This is a genomic window from Janthinobacterium sp. MP5059B, assembly GCF_001758645.1.
In the GTDB taxonomy this organism is placed as follows: domain Bacteria; phylum Pseudomonadota; class Gammaproteobacteria; order Burkholderiales; family Burkholderiaceae_D; genus Janthinobacterium; species Janthinobacterium lividum.
Window position 1 is genome coordinate 1045566 of sequence record NZ_LRHX01000006.1, and the last position, 15268, is coordinate 1060833.

The following is a 15268-nucleotide window of genomic DNA, read 5'->3' on the forward strand; positions in this document are numbered from 1 at the left end:
GAAGGATACGGCCCCAACATGAAGGCTGCCTGAGTTTTATGGCTGCCGGTATGGCAAGGCTTGCGCTTGCTCAATGTTCAGCCAGTGGCGCTTCCAGCAGGCAGGCCAGCTGCGCGCGCATGCCGCTGGCCATGTTTTGCAGTAATTCACCGCGCCGGCGGGCATCGGCGCGTTTCTTCGACGGCACGTCGGCCAGGCCCGGCACCCGGTAGGGGGCGCAGGGCAGGTGATAATTACCGTCGCGCATGCGCAAGGCATGCAATTCCTGCCATGCCAGGTCGTAGTCGGCGGCGATATGGCGCCGGCGCCGGGCATTCAGGGCGATGCGGTTGTCATTGCTGATCAAAAACACGTTATTGCAGGCAAAAAAATCGCCGAAATCGCGCAAGGCTGTCACCATCAGGTTTTTCGGGCGGCAACCGTGCAGCGCCCGCGTGGCTTCCTTGACGGCCAGCTTGCCCGCTTCCGAGCGCAAGCCTTGCAGCGCGCCCAGCTGCAATGACACGCCATCGGCGCGCGGCACGAACAAAAAGCTGGCCAGGTAGAAGGGTTGGCCATCGCGCGTCAGGCGAAGGCACAGTTCGCCTTCGCGGTAGCTGTCGTGGATGGCCGTCAGCTGCAAGCGGTACAGCGCCGCATCCTTGCCTTCGAACGCGGCCAGCACGACGGGCTGGCGCGCGGCCCGCTCGACCAGCGCGCGGGCGCCCGCTTGCCACAGGAAACGGTAATGCCCTTCCAGCAAGGCCAGGCGATCCGTGCAACCGAGCTGGCGCGATGCGTACGGGCGATAAATCTTGAAGCGCAAACAAGGATGCAATTGGGCCAGGGAACTCAAGCCGGGCATGCTGCCCAGGAAGGCTTGCCAGCGCGTGCGCTGGCGGGGAAAGAAGAGGGCGCCCAGTGCCGCTTTCAGGCGGTGTCCGCTGGCAGGGTGTGGCAGGGCGGCGCCGTGGCGCAGGGGTAAAGCGATGTCATTCATGGTTCAGCCGGAAAATGGCAGGCGCTGCACAATGAGAGCCTTGCCAATCTGAATGCTACGTGGGCCAGGTGAATTTCATATTAAGAAACCTGATGCCGGCCCACCCGGGGCCAACATTTAGAGGATGACAACTAAATCATTGCCCGCTGGCGACACGGGCTTTATTCTGCTTGCCTGATTAATCACTGAGGCGCCCATGAATCACCGCCAATTGCTTGCCATTCCCATGCTGCTCGCCGCACTGGGCGTCCAGGCGCAAGACCGCACGGCCGATCCCCTGGGGCCCCTGGCGCAATGCATCAACCGCAGCCAATTTCAGTTCAGGCAGCAGGACCGCTTGCCCGCGCACGTGACGACGCGCAGCGTCAAGCTGGCAACGGGAGAGGGCCAGGTCTCGGTGGCCGATGGCTACCGGTTGATGTTGTTCCACAAGAGCAGCTTGCCATTCGTGAATCTGAAGATCGAACGCAGCGCCGAAGGCAGGTTTGCCGCCGACCGCGACACCATCGTGGCGCAAATGCAGCACATGTCGGCCACCAGCAAACCGCCACAGCTGGTGCCGCTGGAAACGGACACGCGCCAGGGCGTGGAAGTGCTAGGATTGAATAACCCGAATATCACGCAATCGTCCGGCGTGATCAGTCTGTACACGCTGCTGCATGACGCCAGCGGGACGGTCGCCACCGCCTATCTGCTCAATCAGCCGGCAGACAAGCGGGCATTCGCGACGGATGCGCAGTACCAGGCCTTGCGCGACCAATTCATCGCTACGCTGGTCGCCTGCATGGCCAGCCCTGCGCAGTAAGGCGTGTGCGCATTGAAGGAGATGCCAGCCATGAAAAAAGCAGAACCGGGCACGCCGCCCCATGAAGAGGCGCCCAGCACCGCATCGGCCGCCAGCCAGATCGACGCGAAGATCGCCTCGCTGGCGGACTGGCGCGGCAAAACCCTCGCCAGCGTGCGGGCGCTGATACGCCAGGCGGATCCTGAAGTGGTCGAGGAAGTCAAATGGCGCGGCGTACCCGTCTGGTCGCACGCGGGCATGATTTGCACGGGCGAAACGTATAAGCTGGCCGTCAAACTCACGTTCGCCAAGGGCGCCGCCTTGCCCGATCCGGCCGGCCTGTTCAATGCCAGCCTGGACGGCAGCACGCGCCGGGCCATCGACCTGCACGAAGGCGCGCACCTCGACACCGCGGCATTCAAGGCGCTGATACGCGCCGCCGTGGCGCTGAATACGGCGCCGAAACCAAAACGGAATTCTACTTGAGACATTATCTGTATATCTGGCACGATCCGGCCGAGCGCATGCTGGTCGCTTCCGGCATCGAATTCAAGGATTTTATTCCTGCCCTCGGCAAGGCTGGCGGCATCGTGCTGCGCAAGGGCAGCGCCGGGACGGCCAGGAAACCTGCCAGCTACCAGACCTTGGCGCGGCAGCAATTGCCAGCCCTGGTGCAGGAAGATATCTCTGCCTGCGGCAGCCATGCCTGGGCCGATTGGCAGGGCATGCCGCCCGCTTCCCCGGATACAGGCGTGGCCGCGATGCTGGACCACCGTGGCGCGCTCGCGCCGCTGCCAGCCTTGCGCAGCCGCTTTCTCGCCTTTGCCCACGACGACGGCTGGTATCTGAAACTGTCGTATGCGGCATGGGACGAGGTGGCGGCTTTGCTTGCCGGCGCCATCCCGCCGGCCTTGGGCACGCTCGATATGGATGCGCTGCGACGGGGAGGCGACGCTTATTGGCTGCAAGACGGCGTGGTCCAGGTCGAGCTGAAAACCCACGATATCGACAGCGTGCTGAACCGCCGCCTGTAAGGAATGGATAGTACGCCAGCCATGTGCCTGATTCGCCCCTACGCCAGCACGGACATGCAGTCCTGCACCGCCATCCTGGCCCTGGCCGGGCGCGACGCCTTCGGCCCTGTCGCCGGCAGCGCCACGTTCACGACGGCAACGCAGGGCGAAGTGCTCCTCGTTGCTGAATGCGGCGGCATCGTCACCGGTTTTGCCGCCGTGTACACGGGCGACGCCCCCGATTACTTCCTGCACCACCTGTACGTGCACCCGGCGCACAGCGGCATGGGCATCGGCGCGCAACTGCTGACGGCCGTCGTGGCGCGCTTCGGTCCCCGTCTGAGCCTGAAGACGCAGCTGGCCAATACGGGTGCGCGGCGCTTTTATGCGCGCGCGGGCTGGGTCGAAGATGCGGAAGACAGCGGCGTGGACGCCATCGGCGCGTGGATACGGGTGCGCTACCGGCGGTGAGGCATGCTGCGCATACTCGTCCCCGTCCGCCGTCATGGGACAGGCGAAATAATGCGGCAGGCCTTGAAAGCTGGCGATGCCCGTCCTGGGGCCATCATTTAGAGCCCAGGCTATTGGACGGGGTCAAACATCACGCTTTGCTATCCATAAGCAGGGCCAGCCTGGCCGCCATGCCGGCATTGTCGCGCAGCAAGCCATCTCTCTCCTGCGCCAATGCTTCCATTTTCTGCTGCGATGCTTGCCCATTTTCCGCCAGCATGTCGAGCTGCCGGTCTTGCGCGGCCAGCGCCACCTTGGCGTCGTTCAGCGCCAGCAGGGCCGTATCGAGCTTGGCCAGCAGGGCGTCGGCCGACGCGGCCGCCTGCAGATACTGAAATTCGAACTGGTCGCGCTCGGGGCGCACGGTGGCCAGTGCTTCGCGATCGGCCGCCGCGTCGTCAGCAAGGCGCGCGTGTTCCGCCTGCAGCTGCGCCAGGCGCATGTCCTGCTGTACCAGGGTCGCTTGCTGCCCCTGCAAACGCTGCTGCAGCTGCGCGTTATCCTGCTCCAGCCGGCTGATTTGTTGCTGCGCCTGCGCCCGTTCCTCGCTGCGTTGCGCGGCGGCCGCTTCCTGGTAATGGTCGAACTGCGAGCGCACCTGCGCCAGTTGACGATTGAGCGCCGCGATTTCCTCGCCCCGGTCGGCCAGGCGCTGCGTCAAACCTGCGTTATCGCTGTGCAAGGTGGCCAGGGTGACGGCGCGGAAATGGTGCTCTTCCTTTAGCTGCGCCAGAGCATGCTGGGTGGCGCGCAATTCCTGGGTGAGGGCGGCGCGCGCCTCCGTCAGTTTCAAGCGTTCGTTTTCCGTCTTCTTCAGTTGCGCCAAAGCCGCATCGAGTTCCGCGCGGTTCTGCTGCATGCCCGTTTCCAGCTGCTGCGCCACGTCGCGCTGCTGCTTCTCATAGACGCCGCGCATCGCCTCCATCAGCTCGGCCGGCAAGCCTGATTCCGTTTTCACGGCACCCGCGCCCTGGAACTCTTCCTTCCAGCGTTTCAGCAGGGGAGCGATGGTGCTCTTGCTGCCCGTGCTGCCCAGCGCTTCGCGCACGCTGTCGACCGTGGGATTGCGCCCGTCGGCCGAGACAATTTGGGCTGCTTTCATAACATCAGAGTACAGAATGCCGGTACGGGCCATAAAACCACCTATGAGCGAAATTTAGTAACGTATTACATGATACGTAATATCGCATAATATTACGATATAAATTTTCATGATTTTTGTAAAATATAAGTATCGATAAGATTGCTTATCGCGTGTTATGGGGGTGCTTTGCATGCTATTCTGTGACTCTCTTGGTACAAAACCCCGATTTCGCCGCCGCCATGCCCGATTTGCCCCTCCCGAAACGCCGTGCCGCCGTGCCAAAAAGCGCCGCCTTGGCTCCTGTGCCGTTACACGGCGCCCTGATCGATGCCGAACTGGTCGCGCGTCACCAGGCGTTTTTTCTTGCCGCTGCCACGTCCGACAACACGCGCCGCACCTACCGTTCCGCCATCCGCCACTTCCAGGCCTGGGGCGGGGCGCTGCCCGCCGACGAATCCACCGTCATCCGCTACCTGATGGCGTATGCGGACAGCCTGAACGCGCGCACCCTGGCCCTGCGCCTGACGGCCCTGTCGCAATGGCATGTGTACCAGGGCTTTGCCGACCCCGCATCCACGCCCACCGTGCGCAAGACCCTGGCCGGCATCGCCCGCCTGCACGGCAAGCCGAAGAAGAAGGCCAAGGCCCTGCCGTTGGAAGACCTGGAGCGGATCGTCGCCAGGCTGGCCGCGCTGGGCAGCGTCAAGGCCTTGCGCGACAGCGCCTTGCTGCAACTGGGATTTTTTTTGGCGGTTTTCGCCGCAGCGAACTGGTGGGATTGACTGTGGAAGACGTGAGCTGGGAGCCGCAGGGCATGGTGATCACCCTGCCACGCTCGAAAACGGACCAGCTGGGGGAGGGCATCGTCAAGGCGATCCCGTTCGGCGATGGCGTCTGTTGTCCGGCCACGGCCTTGCGCGCGTGGCTGGCCGCGGCGCACATACGCACGGGGCCGCTATTGCGCACCGTGAATCAGTGGGGTCATGTGAGCGTGAAAGCGCTGCACGCGAGCAGCATCAACACGATACTGGAAGGCTGCGCCAGGCTTGCGGCGCTCAATTACGTGCCGGAATTGTCCAGCCACAGCCTGCGCCGCGGCATGGCCACCAGCGCACACCGGGCCGGCGCCGATTTCCAGGCCATCAAGCGCCAGGGTGGCTGGCGCCACGACGGCACCGTGCATGGCTATATAGAAGAGGCGGGGCGCTTCGAGGAAAATGCGGCGGGGAGTTTATTGAAGGCGAAGAGGAAGCCGGCGGGCTGAGGGCGCCCGACAACCTCCGGTATTACGTAGATGCTACTTCGCTACGCTCCATTTCCAACTCGGTAGCGGAGCTTAATTGCGCCGCAATGAGAGCGCTCATATCAACGTCCGCACCGCCATCGGATACGTCCGCGCAGGTATCGATAATTAGCTGAAAACAGTTGTCGCGTATCTCCCGCGTGTCCAAATTCGGCGGCGGCGGCGCCAATAGCGCGATTTCCAGTCCAAGCGCGAAGGCGCGATACGCCGGGTATTCCTCGTATTTCCCTTCCTGGTCAGGCGAGAATCTGATACCAAGTGCCTCGGCCAGAACGATAACAGTTGCTTCGAATGACAGCGTTGGTCGAATGTTCAGACAAGCCGTAAAATAGCTTCCACTTTGAAAATGGCGCATGCAACCTCTGGTGTAAATTTAAAATGGATGACCTCTTGCCACGTCAGGTTCGGACGTCCGCTCCTAGTCGGCTGAAGCCGCCTCAAATGCCATACTTGTTTTGAACAGCGGCCTTAAGCTCAGCCTGCGCCAAGCCTCCTTGTTGCCAAAACACAAAAAGTACTCCAATGTTTCGGCAGAAGCGCCCATATCCATAGGATGCAAGACGCAGATGGCCGTTCTTATTTTCAAAACGTCTGGCTCGTCCGATTGATCGCGCCCTTCAATTGCTCGCCAGAGGCGTACACGCTCAGCAATGACTTCCTCAGCCGTCGCCGCGCCGGTGATGAATCGATTCGCCACAGCTGCGGCTGACTTGGCAACCTCAGGCAATTGTGAAGTCACGCTTCCTATCGCCTCAATCATGAATTGCTGAGCTAAAAAATTGCTCTGCAGGGTCATCCAAGTCCACCGCAGATGCGATAGCATCAAAAAGTCTCTTATTCAACATTTGCATTCAGTTGCAGTGATTGCTCGATGCCCACATCGGGGGCGCTTCTGGCCGGTTGCGGTCGGTGGCGACCATCCGAAATTATTCCTCGTCACGCAATTGCTCCCGAGCTTTTGACAGCGCTTGACCATATTCCATATTAAATGGAGCTACTGATTTCTTCTCAAAAATGCAGCACAAATTCCAGAGCGCCCTTTGTTCTGCTTGGTCTATTATGTTCAATTGACCTGAATCAGAGTAGCGCCTCAAAAAATCAAATAAAACAAGGGCCTCATCAGCAGTAAGTGTTATGTGAACTTCAGAATTTGTATGCTCGTTCATATGATGTAAATTCGCGCTTTATCTTTGTCTGTAAATGGCCGAGTGCCGCTGTTGGTGGGTGACGCATATGCCTTGTTTTTTCTGCTTTTGGCCGAACTCAGCCTAAGTCTTCAGGACAGCATTTCAAAGCAGTTCGCCAGTCTTGCCGAATATGTTTGCCATGTATGGCATTGTTGATTTTTTGAAAAGCAAAAAACAGGAAAGTGATTTTACGAGGCGCTCGAAGATAGCGGCTTGACGAAATGAATGCGCTCCCTGCTAGGATCGCCAAAGTGCTCCACCAGCCGGATCTGGTATCCATTGCGGATCAGCAAACGCAGCATGGCGGGATAGCGGTTCATCGATTTCACCGTGACGGCCGCAAAGCCATGTGCGTTGGCCCAGGCTTCCTGGGCTTCCAGCAGCCGCTGCGCCAGACCCGTCTTGCGGTGCGCGGGCAGCACGCCGCCGAGCCAGCTATACAAGGAACCATCCTCGGCGGCATATCCCAGCTTGCAGCCGACGGGCTGGCCGTCCGCTTCCGCGATGAGCACCAGCGCACTGGCGGGCAGCCGCTCCTGCAACTGCGCCAGGCTGCGCCGCTGGTCGAATTCGGGTATCGCCTGCAGCACGTGCCAGGCTTCCGCGATGCTGCCGGGCCGTATCATGCGGCCGCTTGTTCCCGGGGGCGGATGATCATGCAGGTGGCTGTCGCGTGCGCGTACACTTTACCGGCTTCGTCGCGGATCGTGCCCTCGGAAATGACCAGGTTGCGTCCCGCATTGATGACCTTGCCTTCAGCGAAGACCGTCACGTTGAAGGGCAGGGGACGGCACATCTTGATGTTGAGGTCCGTCGTGCCGTAGCTTTCGCCGGCCGGCAAGACCGTGTGCGTGGCGCAGCCCGTGACCGTGTCGAGCACGGTAGCGGCAAATCCGCCGTGCACGCCGCCCATGGGATTGGTGTGCGTTTCATTTGCCGTCGCCGTGAAGATGACACGGCCATGCTCGACCGTCTGCGCATCCATGGGCATGGTCTTGGAAATGCCGGGCCGGGGGAACAGGCCTTGCGCGAAAGCCTGCATCAGTTGCAAGCCGGTCATGTCGTTGGGGTGCATGGTAACTCCTGTGGTGGTGATGTGGGATGGGTCAGACGTCCTGCGCAAAACGCAGGCGCGAGGCGTGCAGCAGGAAGCGGGCGACGACGGCCAGTTCGTCTTCGCTGAAACCTTGCTTCAGTTGTTCATTCAGGCTGTCGAGCAGGGGGAGGGCAGCAGCCAGCACCTCGCCGCCCCTGGGCGACATGTGGAGGGTGCCGGCACGCGCGTCGAGCGCCGACTGGCCGCGCACGATGAGGCCGTTTTCTTCCATGCGCGCCACCAGACCCGTGACGGCCGAGTTTTTCAGTTGCAGCGCCCGCCCCAGATCCTTCAACTGGCAGCCTTCCTCGCCCTTCAGGGCAAACAGGGCGACGACTTGCGTGCCGGAAAATCCAAGTTCGCTGCTGAAGACGGCATCGGCCGAGCGGAACAGGTTCTGGCGCGCCAAGTTAAGCAGATTGAACAGGCGCGGCGAACGCTCACCCAGCGGGCAGGCGGCGGTTGTATCGAGGAGGTCAGTATTGGTACGCATGCGGAGTATACTACTACGTATGCGTAATAAATCAAGCAGATATTGTCAGTCCCGCTGGTGGCGTCCGATGTAGCGGGCTCGCGGCCGTATCAGGGCCGCGCTGGCGGCTTGCTCAGCGGCATGCGCGATCCAGCCGGCCGAACGGGCCAGCGCAAACACGCTCATGCCCGCGCCTTCTGGCCAGCCGAAAGCCAGCTCCATCGCGGCCAGCGCCAGGTCGGCGTTCGGCTTAGTATCGAGCAGCTCGCCTGCCGTGACGCACACGGCCAGGATGGCGCGCAGTTGCGGATGCGCGTGCGACAGCGCCGACAAGCGCTCCAGCAGATACGCGGCGCGCGGGTCGCCGTGGGGATACAGTGGGTGGCCGAAGCCGGCGAATTCCGGCGCAATGGCCGCGTAGTATTTGCCGATGGCGGCCCTGGCATCCCTGGCGTCTGGCGCGGCCAGCGCCTGCGTCAACATGCGCCTGGCGGCCGCACTGCCACCGCCGTGCTTGTCACCGGACAAGGCCGCCAATCCCGCACCCAATGCGGCCGGCAGGCTGGCGCCCGTCGAAGCGACGCAGCGCACGGCAAAGGTCGATGCATTCAATTCATGGTCGGCCAGCAGCACGAGCGCGGCGCGCAGCAATTCAGCCTGCTCCGCGTCGGCGTTCCACGCATTGGCCAACTGCTGGTGCAGCGGCAAGGCGGACGGCGCCGTCTGCAGCAGGGCGGCGGCCAGGATGCGCATCAGTTCGGGGCCATATTGCAACATGGCCGCTGGGGCGGGCTTGGCCCCCAGCATGGCCATGGCAAGCATGGCGCACGTCAGCGGCGTCGCATCGGGCGCGCTGGCCAACCCTTGCGGCAGGGCAGGCGCGTCTTGCCGGAAATAATCGCTTGCGCCATCGTCCCACAGCAGCCCTGCGGCCGCTTCCAGGGTAGCGTGCCGGGCCAGCGCTGTCGCATCGCAGCCCCGGTACAGCAATCGGCCATCGAGGATGTGGGAAATCCGCGTCTCCAGCACGGGCAAGCCCCAGTGCATGGCAGCCACGGCCGTCTGGCCGCCGCGCTTGGCGTCATTCTTGCGCGCCGCGAGGTGCAGCACGTCTTCCTGCGGATAGCGCTTGCGGCGCGACGTTCCATTGCTGACGGAAGCGAGCAAGCCCCGGCTCACATAGGAATACAGGGTGGGCAGGCTGACGCCCAGCAGGCGCGCCGCGTCAAGAGCGGACAGATCGTTGTTCATGGCGGCCATTGTAGCGTTTGTCACTTTATATTGATTGATGGAATCAAGATTGACGGCCCGGGTGGCGCGTCACTAGACTCATGCCTTTCCCGGAGTATCCATGAGCACATTTACCATACGCACCCTGCGTCCGGACGACGCCGCCCCGTTACTGGCATTCGAACAAGCCAACCGGGCCTGGTTCGAGCGCCATATCGACCGGCGTGCGGACGCTTTTTACAGTACCGACGGCATCCATGCCCACGTCGCGCAATTCCTGGATGAGCACGCACAGGGCCGCATGCACCCGTGCGTCATCGTCGGCGAGCAGGGGCAATTGATCGGCCGCGCCAACCTCAAGGACATTGACCGGCAGCAAGGCGTGGCCGAAGTCGGCTACCGCATCGGGCAACAGCAAGCGGGCAAGGGCCTGGCCACGGCCGCGCTGCACCACCTGATCGCCCTGGCGCAAGACGAATGGCGGCTGGCCAGCCTGTGCGCCTATGCCATCGACGGCAATGCGGCATCGATCCGCGTGCTGGAACGCTGCGGTTTCGTGCAGGGAATTGCCGTGCCCGATATTGCCATCGTGGAAGGCAACGTTGTCGATGGCCATGCCTATGCACTGGATTTGCAGGCGGCTGGGGTAGACTCTGTCCTGCTATAAAACCAAAGTTGCCAAACATGAATCACAAAACCCCAAAACGCATCGTCGTCATCGGCGCCGGCATCGTCGGCGCGTCGCTCGCCTATCACCTGGCCAGCAAGGGTGCAAACGTCACCGTGGTCGAGGCGGGCGGCATCGCTTCCGGCGTGACGGGCACCTCGTTTGCCTGGATTAACACGTCGTGCGCCGGACCGGACCCCATCGCGGCCCTGCGCGGTGGCGCCATCGCCGCCTGGCACCAGCTGGAAACGCAGGTGTCAGGCTTGACGGTGCGCTGGCATGGCGCCTTGTCGTATGGCACGCAGGATGGGCGCGTGTCGCCCGTATCCATGTTGGTAGATCGCGCGCACATCGCCCAGCTTGAGCCACATCTCAGGCAGCCGCCGGAACAAGCCGTTCACGAGCCGGAGCAGGGCGCCCTCGATGCCGTTGCCGCCACGCATGCGTTGCTGGCAGCGGCCCAGGCGCTGGGTGCGACCGTCCGCACGCACACGCCCGTGCTGGGCTTTGTGGTCCGGGACGCGCGGGTGACAGGCGTGGAAACGGCCACGGGCGTCATCGATGCGGATGTGATCGTATTGGCGGCAGGCACGGGTACCGCTGTGCTGGCGCAGAAACTGGGCGCCAGCCTGCCCATCCACGCCTCGCCCGCCATCTTCCTGCGCTACACGGCGCCGCCCGGCCTCGTGCGCGGCATCATCTCCAGCCATGCAATGGAAGTGCGGCAAGCCGAGGATGGCACCATGCTGGCGGCGGAAGACTATGTGGACGAGGCGGCGGAAAACCAGCCCGCCGCCATGGCGCAGCGCACGGCCAGCACGATCAGGAGTGAACTTGCGGGCGCCGATACCATCGCCCAAGAATTCGCCTGCGTCGGCCTGCGCCCCATGCCGGTCGATGGCGTGCCCATCATCGGTTACCTGTCGCAGGTGGAAGGAGCATACGTGTGCGCCATGCATCCTGGCGTGGTGCTGGCGGCCATCGTGGGCCAGCTTGCCAGCGAGGAAATCGTCGATGGACAGCCCGCGTCGGCCCTGGAAGCTTGCCGGCCCGCGCGCTTTCTGGCGTGCTGATTCCTACGGCACTGGCGCCACAAACACGGGCAGGATGAACGGTGCTTGCTCCTGCGCATCGCCTTCCTCCGACGGGGCCTGCATGAAATCTTCGTTGCGCCAATCCCCGTTCACCACCCGGTCGGCGATCAGCGACAAATCCTGCGTTTCGCGCAGCTCGCAGCGAAACGGCAGCCGCCCATGCGAACGCGACACCAGGCTGAAGCGCAACTGGCGGCATTGCGCATCGTGCCAGCAATAGAACAGCATCTCCTCGCCAACGAGCGCGCTGCTGCGGGCCGCGATCACCTGGCCGATGAATGCAACGATATCGGCCGCATGAATCTGGGGCGTTTCCTCGTCCGTGGGCGAAAAGCTCCACATATTGGTCAAGGCTTCGTGATTGATATTATCGGGATCAATCTCCACGGCATCGTCTTTCGCCATGCTGAACCAGTTGTTGACGACGGTTGAGTGCATCATGTAAAGCTTTCAGTACTTATTGTATTTATTTGCGTATCACCGGCTGGATGATGCCGACGCATCCATTCATCCGCGACATCGCCCATGGTTTTGGCGGCGCCATCGCCGCCGTGCCAATTGAAATCCATGCTGTTCCCTTTATTTCATCTTTTGGCTATATTCTCATGCCATCGAAATGCCCGCGCCAGCTTTTCCTTCATTTAATGACCAGGACGACCGCAGCACGCGTTAGCCCCGCGGCCCATCCGCCAGCAACTCCGCCAGCCTCGTCGTCAGCCACAGACTCGTCTCGCTGAGTTTCTTGCCATGAATCGACAGTCGCCGTACCGGCAGGCGCGACAAGGCCAGGGCAGGGCACGGCACTTCCTGCAGATACCCTTTGTAATTGTCGTAGTTGGCGATGTTCAGGGGCAGAATCGCCCAGCCCAGCTCGTCCGCGACCATTTCCGCGATGCTGTAAAAACTGTCGGAAAACCAGACGGCGGGGCTGAAGGCGTGTTCGCGGTTCAGCTCGGAATCCATGATCAGCTGGCGGTAGCGGGTCAGTTCGTTGCGGCTCACTTCCTGGCCGTGGGCCATCGCATGGCCTTTGGCGACGAATACGCCTTGCGCCACGCTGCCGATGTGCTGCTGTTCCAGCACGGGGGAGATGGGGCCGCGGTCGAAGTGGAAAGCCACGTCGGCTTGCTGCTGCTCCACGTATTGCGCCACCTCGGACGCCGTGGCGTTGAGCATCACCAGTTCCAGCGCCGGGTAGCGCGCCGCCAATTCCTTCACCAGGGTGCCGATGGCCAGGTAGGGCAGGGCTTCGTCCAGGGCCAGGGTCAGCTGGGCTTCGGGCGCGGCGCTCAAGAGCTGGGCGCGCAGCTGCAGGCGCTCGGCCTGGCGCAGCAATTCGCACGCTTCCAGGTGCATCACCTTGCCCGCTTCCGTCAGCACGGCGCTGCGGCGCGAACGGTCGAACAGTTCCACGCCGAATTCCGCTTCCAGCAAGCCGATCGAGGTGCTGACCACCGATTGCGCGCGGCCCAGCCGGCGCGCCGCGCCCGAGAAAGAGCCGGCCGCGACGGCCGCCTCGAAGTAGCGCATTTGTTCCAAAGTCCATTGCATGGCATCCACCTATCTGTTTTACAGATGGATTTTAACTTGAATGCCATTCAGGGGCGACATAAAATGCATTTACATTTTCAACAACACGAGATCCGCCATGAAAAACGCTCAAGCCCATACCCCCGCCATCAGCTTCAGCTGGTGTCACGACGCCACCGCCGAAGATGCGCTGTGCACGTTATATCTTGATAACGTCAGCGCCGACTATATCTCCCATTCGGAGCTGCAGGGCGAGCGCGCCGATGCGCCCGGCAACTGGCGCGCGGACTTGCCTGAGGTGATCCGTGGCGAAATCCGCGCCGCCCTGTCGCATGACTGGGCGCATGGCGATTCGACCCTGCTGGCTGTCGCCACTTCCGGCGACGATATCGTCGGCATGGCACTCGTCTCGATAGACACGCGCCAGCGCGCCTCGAAATCGTTCGCTGCGCTGGACGACCTGGTCTTGCTGCCCTCCGTGCGCGGCAGCGGCATCGGCAGCCAGCTGGTGGAGTGGGTAGCCGACGAGCTGCGCAGCCACGGCATCGCCCGTCTGTTCCTCGAATGCGGCGCGCACAACCTGACGGCGCAACAATTCTTCCAGGGCCGCGGCTTCAAGCAAGTTTCCGTCGTCATGCTGCGCGAACTCGACGCGCCGGAAGTGACGGCCGCCGTGGATGACAAGGATGGCGACCGTGGCTGACGCCCGCCGCCCCCGACAAGCCCAGGCCCGTGGCAGCCTGGAACGTAAATATTTGCGCAGCACCAAATTCATCCAAACCGATAGTTGTTAAAAGTTATACTAAAATCCATGAGTTGTTTATGCATCCAATGAAAAAATGGCTGACGCTGGCCATCGTCTCCAGCGCCCTGTTCCTGATCGTGGTCGACATGACCGTGCTCTACACCGCCTTGCCCGCGCTGACGCGCGACTTGCAAGCGACTTCTTCGCAAAAATTGTGGATCATCAACGTGTACGCGCTGGTCGTCTCCGGTCTGCTGCCCGGCCTCGGCACCCTCGGTGACCGCTTGAGCCACAAACCCGTTTTCCTTGCCGGCCTGGCCGTGTTCGGCATCGCCTCGCTGTGCGCCGCATTTTCGCCCGCGCCGGAATGGCTGATCTTTGCCCGCGTGCTGCTTGCCATCGGTGCCGCCTTGATGATGCCGGCCACCTTGTCCATCATCCGCCTGACCTTTACGGACAACCGCGAGCGCTCGTTCGCCATCGGCGTGTGGGCGGCCATCGCTTCCGGCGGCGCCGCGTTTGGCCCCGTGCTCGGTGGTTTCCTGATGGAACATTACTGGTGGGGTTCCGTCTTCCTGATCAACGTGCCCATCGTCCTGCTGACCCTGGTGCTGGCCGCCATCGTGCTGCCGAAACGGGCCGGTAACCGCGACAAGCCGTGGGATCTGAAGGGCTCGCTGCAAATCATGATGGGCCTGCTTGGTGGCGTATATGCGATCAAGGAGCTGGGCAAGTCGCAGCCGTCGTATGCGCTGGCTGCCGCCTCGTTTGCCGTGGGCGCCTTCTTCATGCTGAAGTTCGTGCGCCGCCAGAAGCGCCAGGCCAAGCCGCTGATCGACTTCGCCCTGTTCCGCGAACTGCCGTTTTCCAGCGCCGTGGCCGCCGCCATGGTGGCCTCGGCCGCCCTGATCGGTATGGAACTGGCGCTGAGCCAGCACATGCAGCTGGTGCGTGAATTGTCGCCGCTGGAAGCGGGCTTGCTGCTGCTGCCGCTGCCGCTGGCGTCCGTGTTTGCCGGGCCATTGACGGGTTTCATGCTGCCGCGCGCCGACAAAGCCAAAGTACTGTGGGGTTCGCTGCTGCTGTCCGGTATCGGCATGGCATCGTATCTGGTGCTGCATGACGCCGCCGTTTCGGCCCAAGTGGCCAGCCTGGTGATCCTGGGTCTGGGCCTGGGCGCCGTCATGACGGCCGCATCCAGCGCCGTCATGCTGAACGTGGCGCCACAGCAAGCCGGCATGGCCGCCTCGATCGAGGAAGTGTCGTATGAGCTGGGCGCCGTGATCGGCGTGACGGTGCTGGGCACCATCTTGTCGGCCGTCTACAGCGCCACCCTGGTCATCCCGGAAAGCGCGGGCTTGTTGCCGAATGCCCATGACACCCTCGATGCGGCGCTGCTGGCCGCCGAGCAATTGCCGGCCGAACTGGGCTTGCAAGTGTCGGAACTGGCCCGCTCGGCCTTTGACAAGGCGTTTATTGTCGTGCTGGCAACGGCTTCCGCCATTTTGATGCTGGCAGCCGCCACCATCCGCCACCTGCATCTGCGGGCACGCCGCGCGGTCTGCGCGATTTGA

The 15268-nt window shown here is 62.5% G+C and carries 22 protein-coding genes; 10 read left to right on the top strand and 12 right to left on the bottom strand.

Features of this window, described 5'->3' with window-relative positions; genetic code table 11:
• Positions 1 to 70: 70 nt before the first annotated feature.
• Positions 71 to 979: a DUF535 family protein gene (locus JAB1_RS09215; protein ID WP_070279568.1), complete on the bottom strand. Its 909-nt coding sequence runs from the start codon at positions 977 to 979 to the stop codon at positions 71 to 73.
• A 196-nt stretch (positions 980 to 1175) separates the two neighbouring features.
• On the opposite strand from JAB1_RS09215, the gene JAB1_RS09220 reads away from it, so the two are divergent.
• From JAB1_RS09220 to JAB1_RS09235, 4 genes are read left to right on the top strand one after another with little or no spacing between them, the layout of a single operon-like run.
• On the top strand, positions 1176 to 1784 hold the full coding sequence (locus JAB1_RS09220; RefSeq protein WP_139144498.1) for a hypothetical protein: 609 nt from the start codon (positions 1176 to 1178) through the stop codon (positions 1782 to 1784).
• A gap of 30 nt (positions 1785 to 1814) precedes the next feature.
• Entirely contained in the window at positions 1815 to 2249 is a 435-nt protein-coding gene (locus tag JAB1_RS09225; protein ID WP_070279874.1) for a DUF1801 domain-containing protein, read from the top strand.
• Positions 2246 to 2797 carry a hypothetical protein gene (locus tag JAB1_RS09230; protein WP_070279570.1) on the top strand — a complete coding sequence of 184 codons (552 nt, stop codon included), beginning with the start codon at positions 2246 to 2248 and terminating at the stop codon, positions 2795 to 2797. Before JAB1_RS09225 ends, JAB1_RS09230 begins: the two co-directional genes overlap by 4 nt.
• Positions 2798 to 2851: 54 nt before the next feature.
• On the top strand, positions 2852 to 3247 hold the full coding sequence (locus JAB1_RS09235; protein ID WP_217494275.1) for a GNAT family N-acetyltransferase: 396 nt from the start codon (positions 2852 to 2854) through the stop codon (positions 3245 to 3247).
• A gap of 130 nt (positions 3248 to 3377) precedes the next feature.
• On the opposite strand, the gene JAB1_RS09240 is transcribed toward JAB1_RS09235, so the two are convergent.
• On the bottom strand, positions 3378 to 4388 hold the full coding sequence (locus JAB1_RS09240) for a DNA-binding protein (RefSeq protein WP_254672014.1): 1011 nt from the start codon (positions 4386 to 4388) through the stop codon (positions 3378 to 3380).
• Between the two features lie 182 nt (positions 4389 to 4570).
• Here JAB1_RS09240 and JAB1_RS30250 point away from each other — a divergent pair, with 182 nt between their 5' ends.
• Together JAB1_RS30250 and JAB1_RS30255 are read left to right on the top strand one after the other, a co-directional pair.
• Entirely contained in the window at positions 4571 to 5152 is a 582-nt protein-coding gene (locus tag JAB1_RS30250; RefSeq protein WP_254672015.1) for a hypothetical protein, read from the top strand.
• On the top strand, positions 5143 to 5634 hold the full coding sequence (locus tag JAB1_RS30255) for a site-specific integrase (protein WP_254672016.1): 492 nt from the start codon (positions 5143 to 5145) through the stop codon (positions 5632 to 5634). Before JAB1_RS30250 ends, JAB1_RS30255 begins: the two co-directional genes overlap by 10 nt.
• Before the next feature lie 22 nt (positions 5635 to 5656).
• Here JAB1_RS30255 and JAB1_RS09250 read toward each other — a convergent pair whose 3' ends face one another.
• The 7 genes from JAB1_RS09250 to JAB1_RS09275 all read right to left on the bottom strand — a co-directional run bounded on the left by JAB1_RS09250 (position 5657) and on the right by JAB1_RS09275 (position 9703).
• Positions 5657 to 6028 carry a hypothetical protein gene (locus JAB1_RS09250; protein ID WP_070279572.1) on the bottom strand — a complete coding sequence of 124 codons (372 nt, stop codon included), beginning with the start codon at positions 6026 to 6028 and terminating at the stop codon, positions 5657 to 5659.
• Between the two features lie 63 nt (positions 6029 to 6091).
• Positions 6092 to 6469 carry a hypothetical protein gene (locus JAB1_RS09255; protein ID WP_139144499.1) on the bottom strand — a complete coding sequence of 126 codons (378 nt, stop codon included), beginning with the start codon at positions 6467 to 6469 and terminating at the stop codon, positions 6092 to 6094.
• Between the two features lie 130 nt (positions 6470 to 6599).
• The gene (locus tag JAB1_RS28715; RefSeq protein WP_071653320.1) at positions 6600 to 6839 is read right to left on the bottom strand and encodes a hypothetical protein; all 240 of its coding nucleotides are present in this window, start codon (positions 6837 to 6839) and stop codon (positions 6600 to 6602) included.
• Positions 6840 to 7048: 209 nt separating this feature from the next.
• A complete protein-coding gene (locus JAB1_RS09260; RefSeq protein ID WP_070279574.1) occupies positions 7049 to 7486 on the bottom strand; it encodes a GNAT family N-acetyltransferase in 438 nt (145 codons plus the stop codon).
• Complete coding sequence (locus tag JAB1_RS09265) at positions 7483 to 7935, bottom strand: PaaI family thioesterase (protein ID WP_070279575.1); 453 nt, start codon at positions 7933 to 7935, stop codon at positions 7483 to 7485. The genes JAB1_RS09260 and JAB1_RS09265 overlap by 4 nt, the downstream gene beginning before the upstream one ends.
• Positions 7936 to 7966: 31 nt before the next feature.
• A complete protein-coding gene (locus JAB1_RS09270) occupies positions 7967 to 8449 on the bottom strand; it encodes a MarR family transcriptional regulator (protein ID WP_083299639.1) in 483 nt (160 codons plus the stop codon).
• A 45-nt stretch (positions 8450 to 8494) separates the two neighbouring features.
• Positions 8495 to 9703, bottom strand: coding sequence for a citrate synthase (locus tag JAB1_RS09275; RefSeq protein ID WP_254672017.1), 1209 nt, complete (start codon positions 9701 to 9703; stop codon positions 8495 to 8497).
• Between the two features lie 76 nt (positions 9704 to 9779).
• On the opposite strand from JAB1_RS09275, the gene JAB1_RS09280 reads away from it, so the two are divergent.
• Together JAB1_RS09280 and JAB1_RS09285 are read left to right on the top strand one after the other, a co-directional pair.
• Positions 9780 to 10325 carry a GNAT family N-acetyltransferase gene (locus JAB1_RS09280; protein ID WP_070279577.1) on the top strand — a complete coding sequence of 182 codons (546 nt, stop codon included), beginning with the start codon at positions 9780 to 9782 and terminating at the stop codon, positions 10323 to 10325.
• 17 nt (positions 10326 to 10342) lie between these two features.
• Positions 10343 to 11398 carry an FAD-binding oxidoreductase gene (locus JAB1_RS09285; protein WP_070279578.1) on the top strand — a complete coding sequence of 352 codons (1056 nt, stop codon included), beginning with the start codon at positions 10343 to 10345 and terminating at the stop codon, positions 11396 to 11398.
• 3 nt (positions 11399 to 11401) lie between these two features.
• Here the strand turns inward: JAB1_RS09285 and JAB1_RS09290 are convergent, their stop codons facing one another.
• The 3 genes from JAB1_RS09290 to JAB1_RS09295 all read right to left on the bottom strand — a co-directional run bounded on the left by JAB1_RS09290 (position 11402) and on the right by JAB1_RS09295 (position 12970).
• Positions 11402 to 11860 (bottom strand): hypothetical protein, encoded by a 459-nt coding sequence (locus JAB1_RS09290; RefSeq protein ID WP_139144500.1) that lies wholly within the window; start codon positions 11858 to 11860, stop codon positions 11402 to 11404.
• Complete coding sequence (locus JAB1_RS30525) at positions 11857 to 11988, bottom strand: hypothetical protein (protein WP_275527766.1); 132 nt, start codon at positions 11986 to 11988, stop codon at positions 11857 to 11859. The genes JAB1_RS09290 and JAB1_RS30525 overlap by 4 nt, the downstream gene beginning before the upstream one ends.
• Before the next feature lie 100 nt (positions 11989 to 12088).
• Positions 12089 to 12970, bottom strand: a complete 882-nt coding sequence (locus tag JAB1_RS09295; protein WP_070279878.1) for a LysR family transcriptional regulator — start codon at positions 12968 to 12970, stop codon at positions 12089 to 12091.
• Positions 12971 to 13067: 97 nt separating this feature from the next.
• Here JAB1_RS09295 and JAB1_RS09300 point away from each other — a divergent pair, with 97 nt between their 5' ends.
• Both JAB1_RS09300 and JAB1_RS09305 read left to right on the top strand, forming a co-directional pair.
• Positions 13068 to 13652 (top strand): GNAT family N-acetyltransferase, encoded by a 585-nt coding sequence (locus tag JAB1_RS09300; protein ID WP_070279579.1) that lies wholly within the window; start codon positions 13068 to 13070, stop codon positions 13650 to 13652.
• Between the two features lie 128 nt (positions 13653 to 13780).
• Positions 13781 to 15268, top strand: coding sequence for an MFS transporter (locus JAB1_RS09305; RefSeq protein ID WP_275527767.1), 1488 nt, complete (start codon positions 13781 to 13783; stop codon positions 15266 to 15268).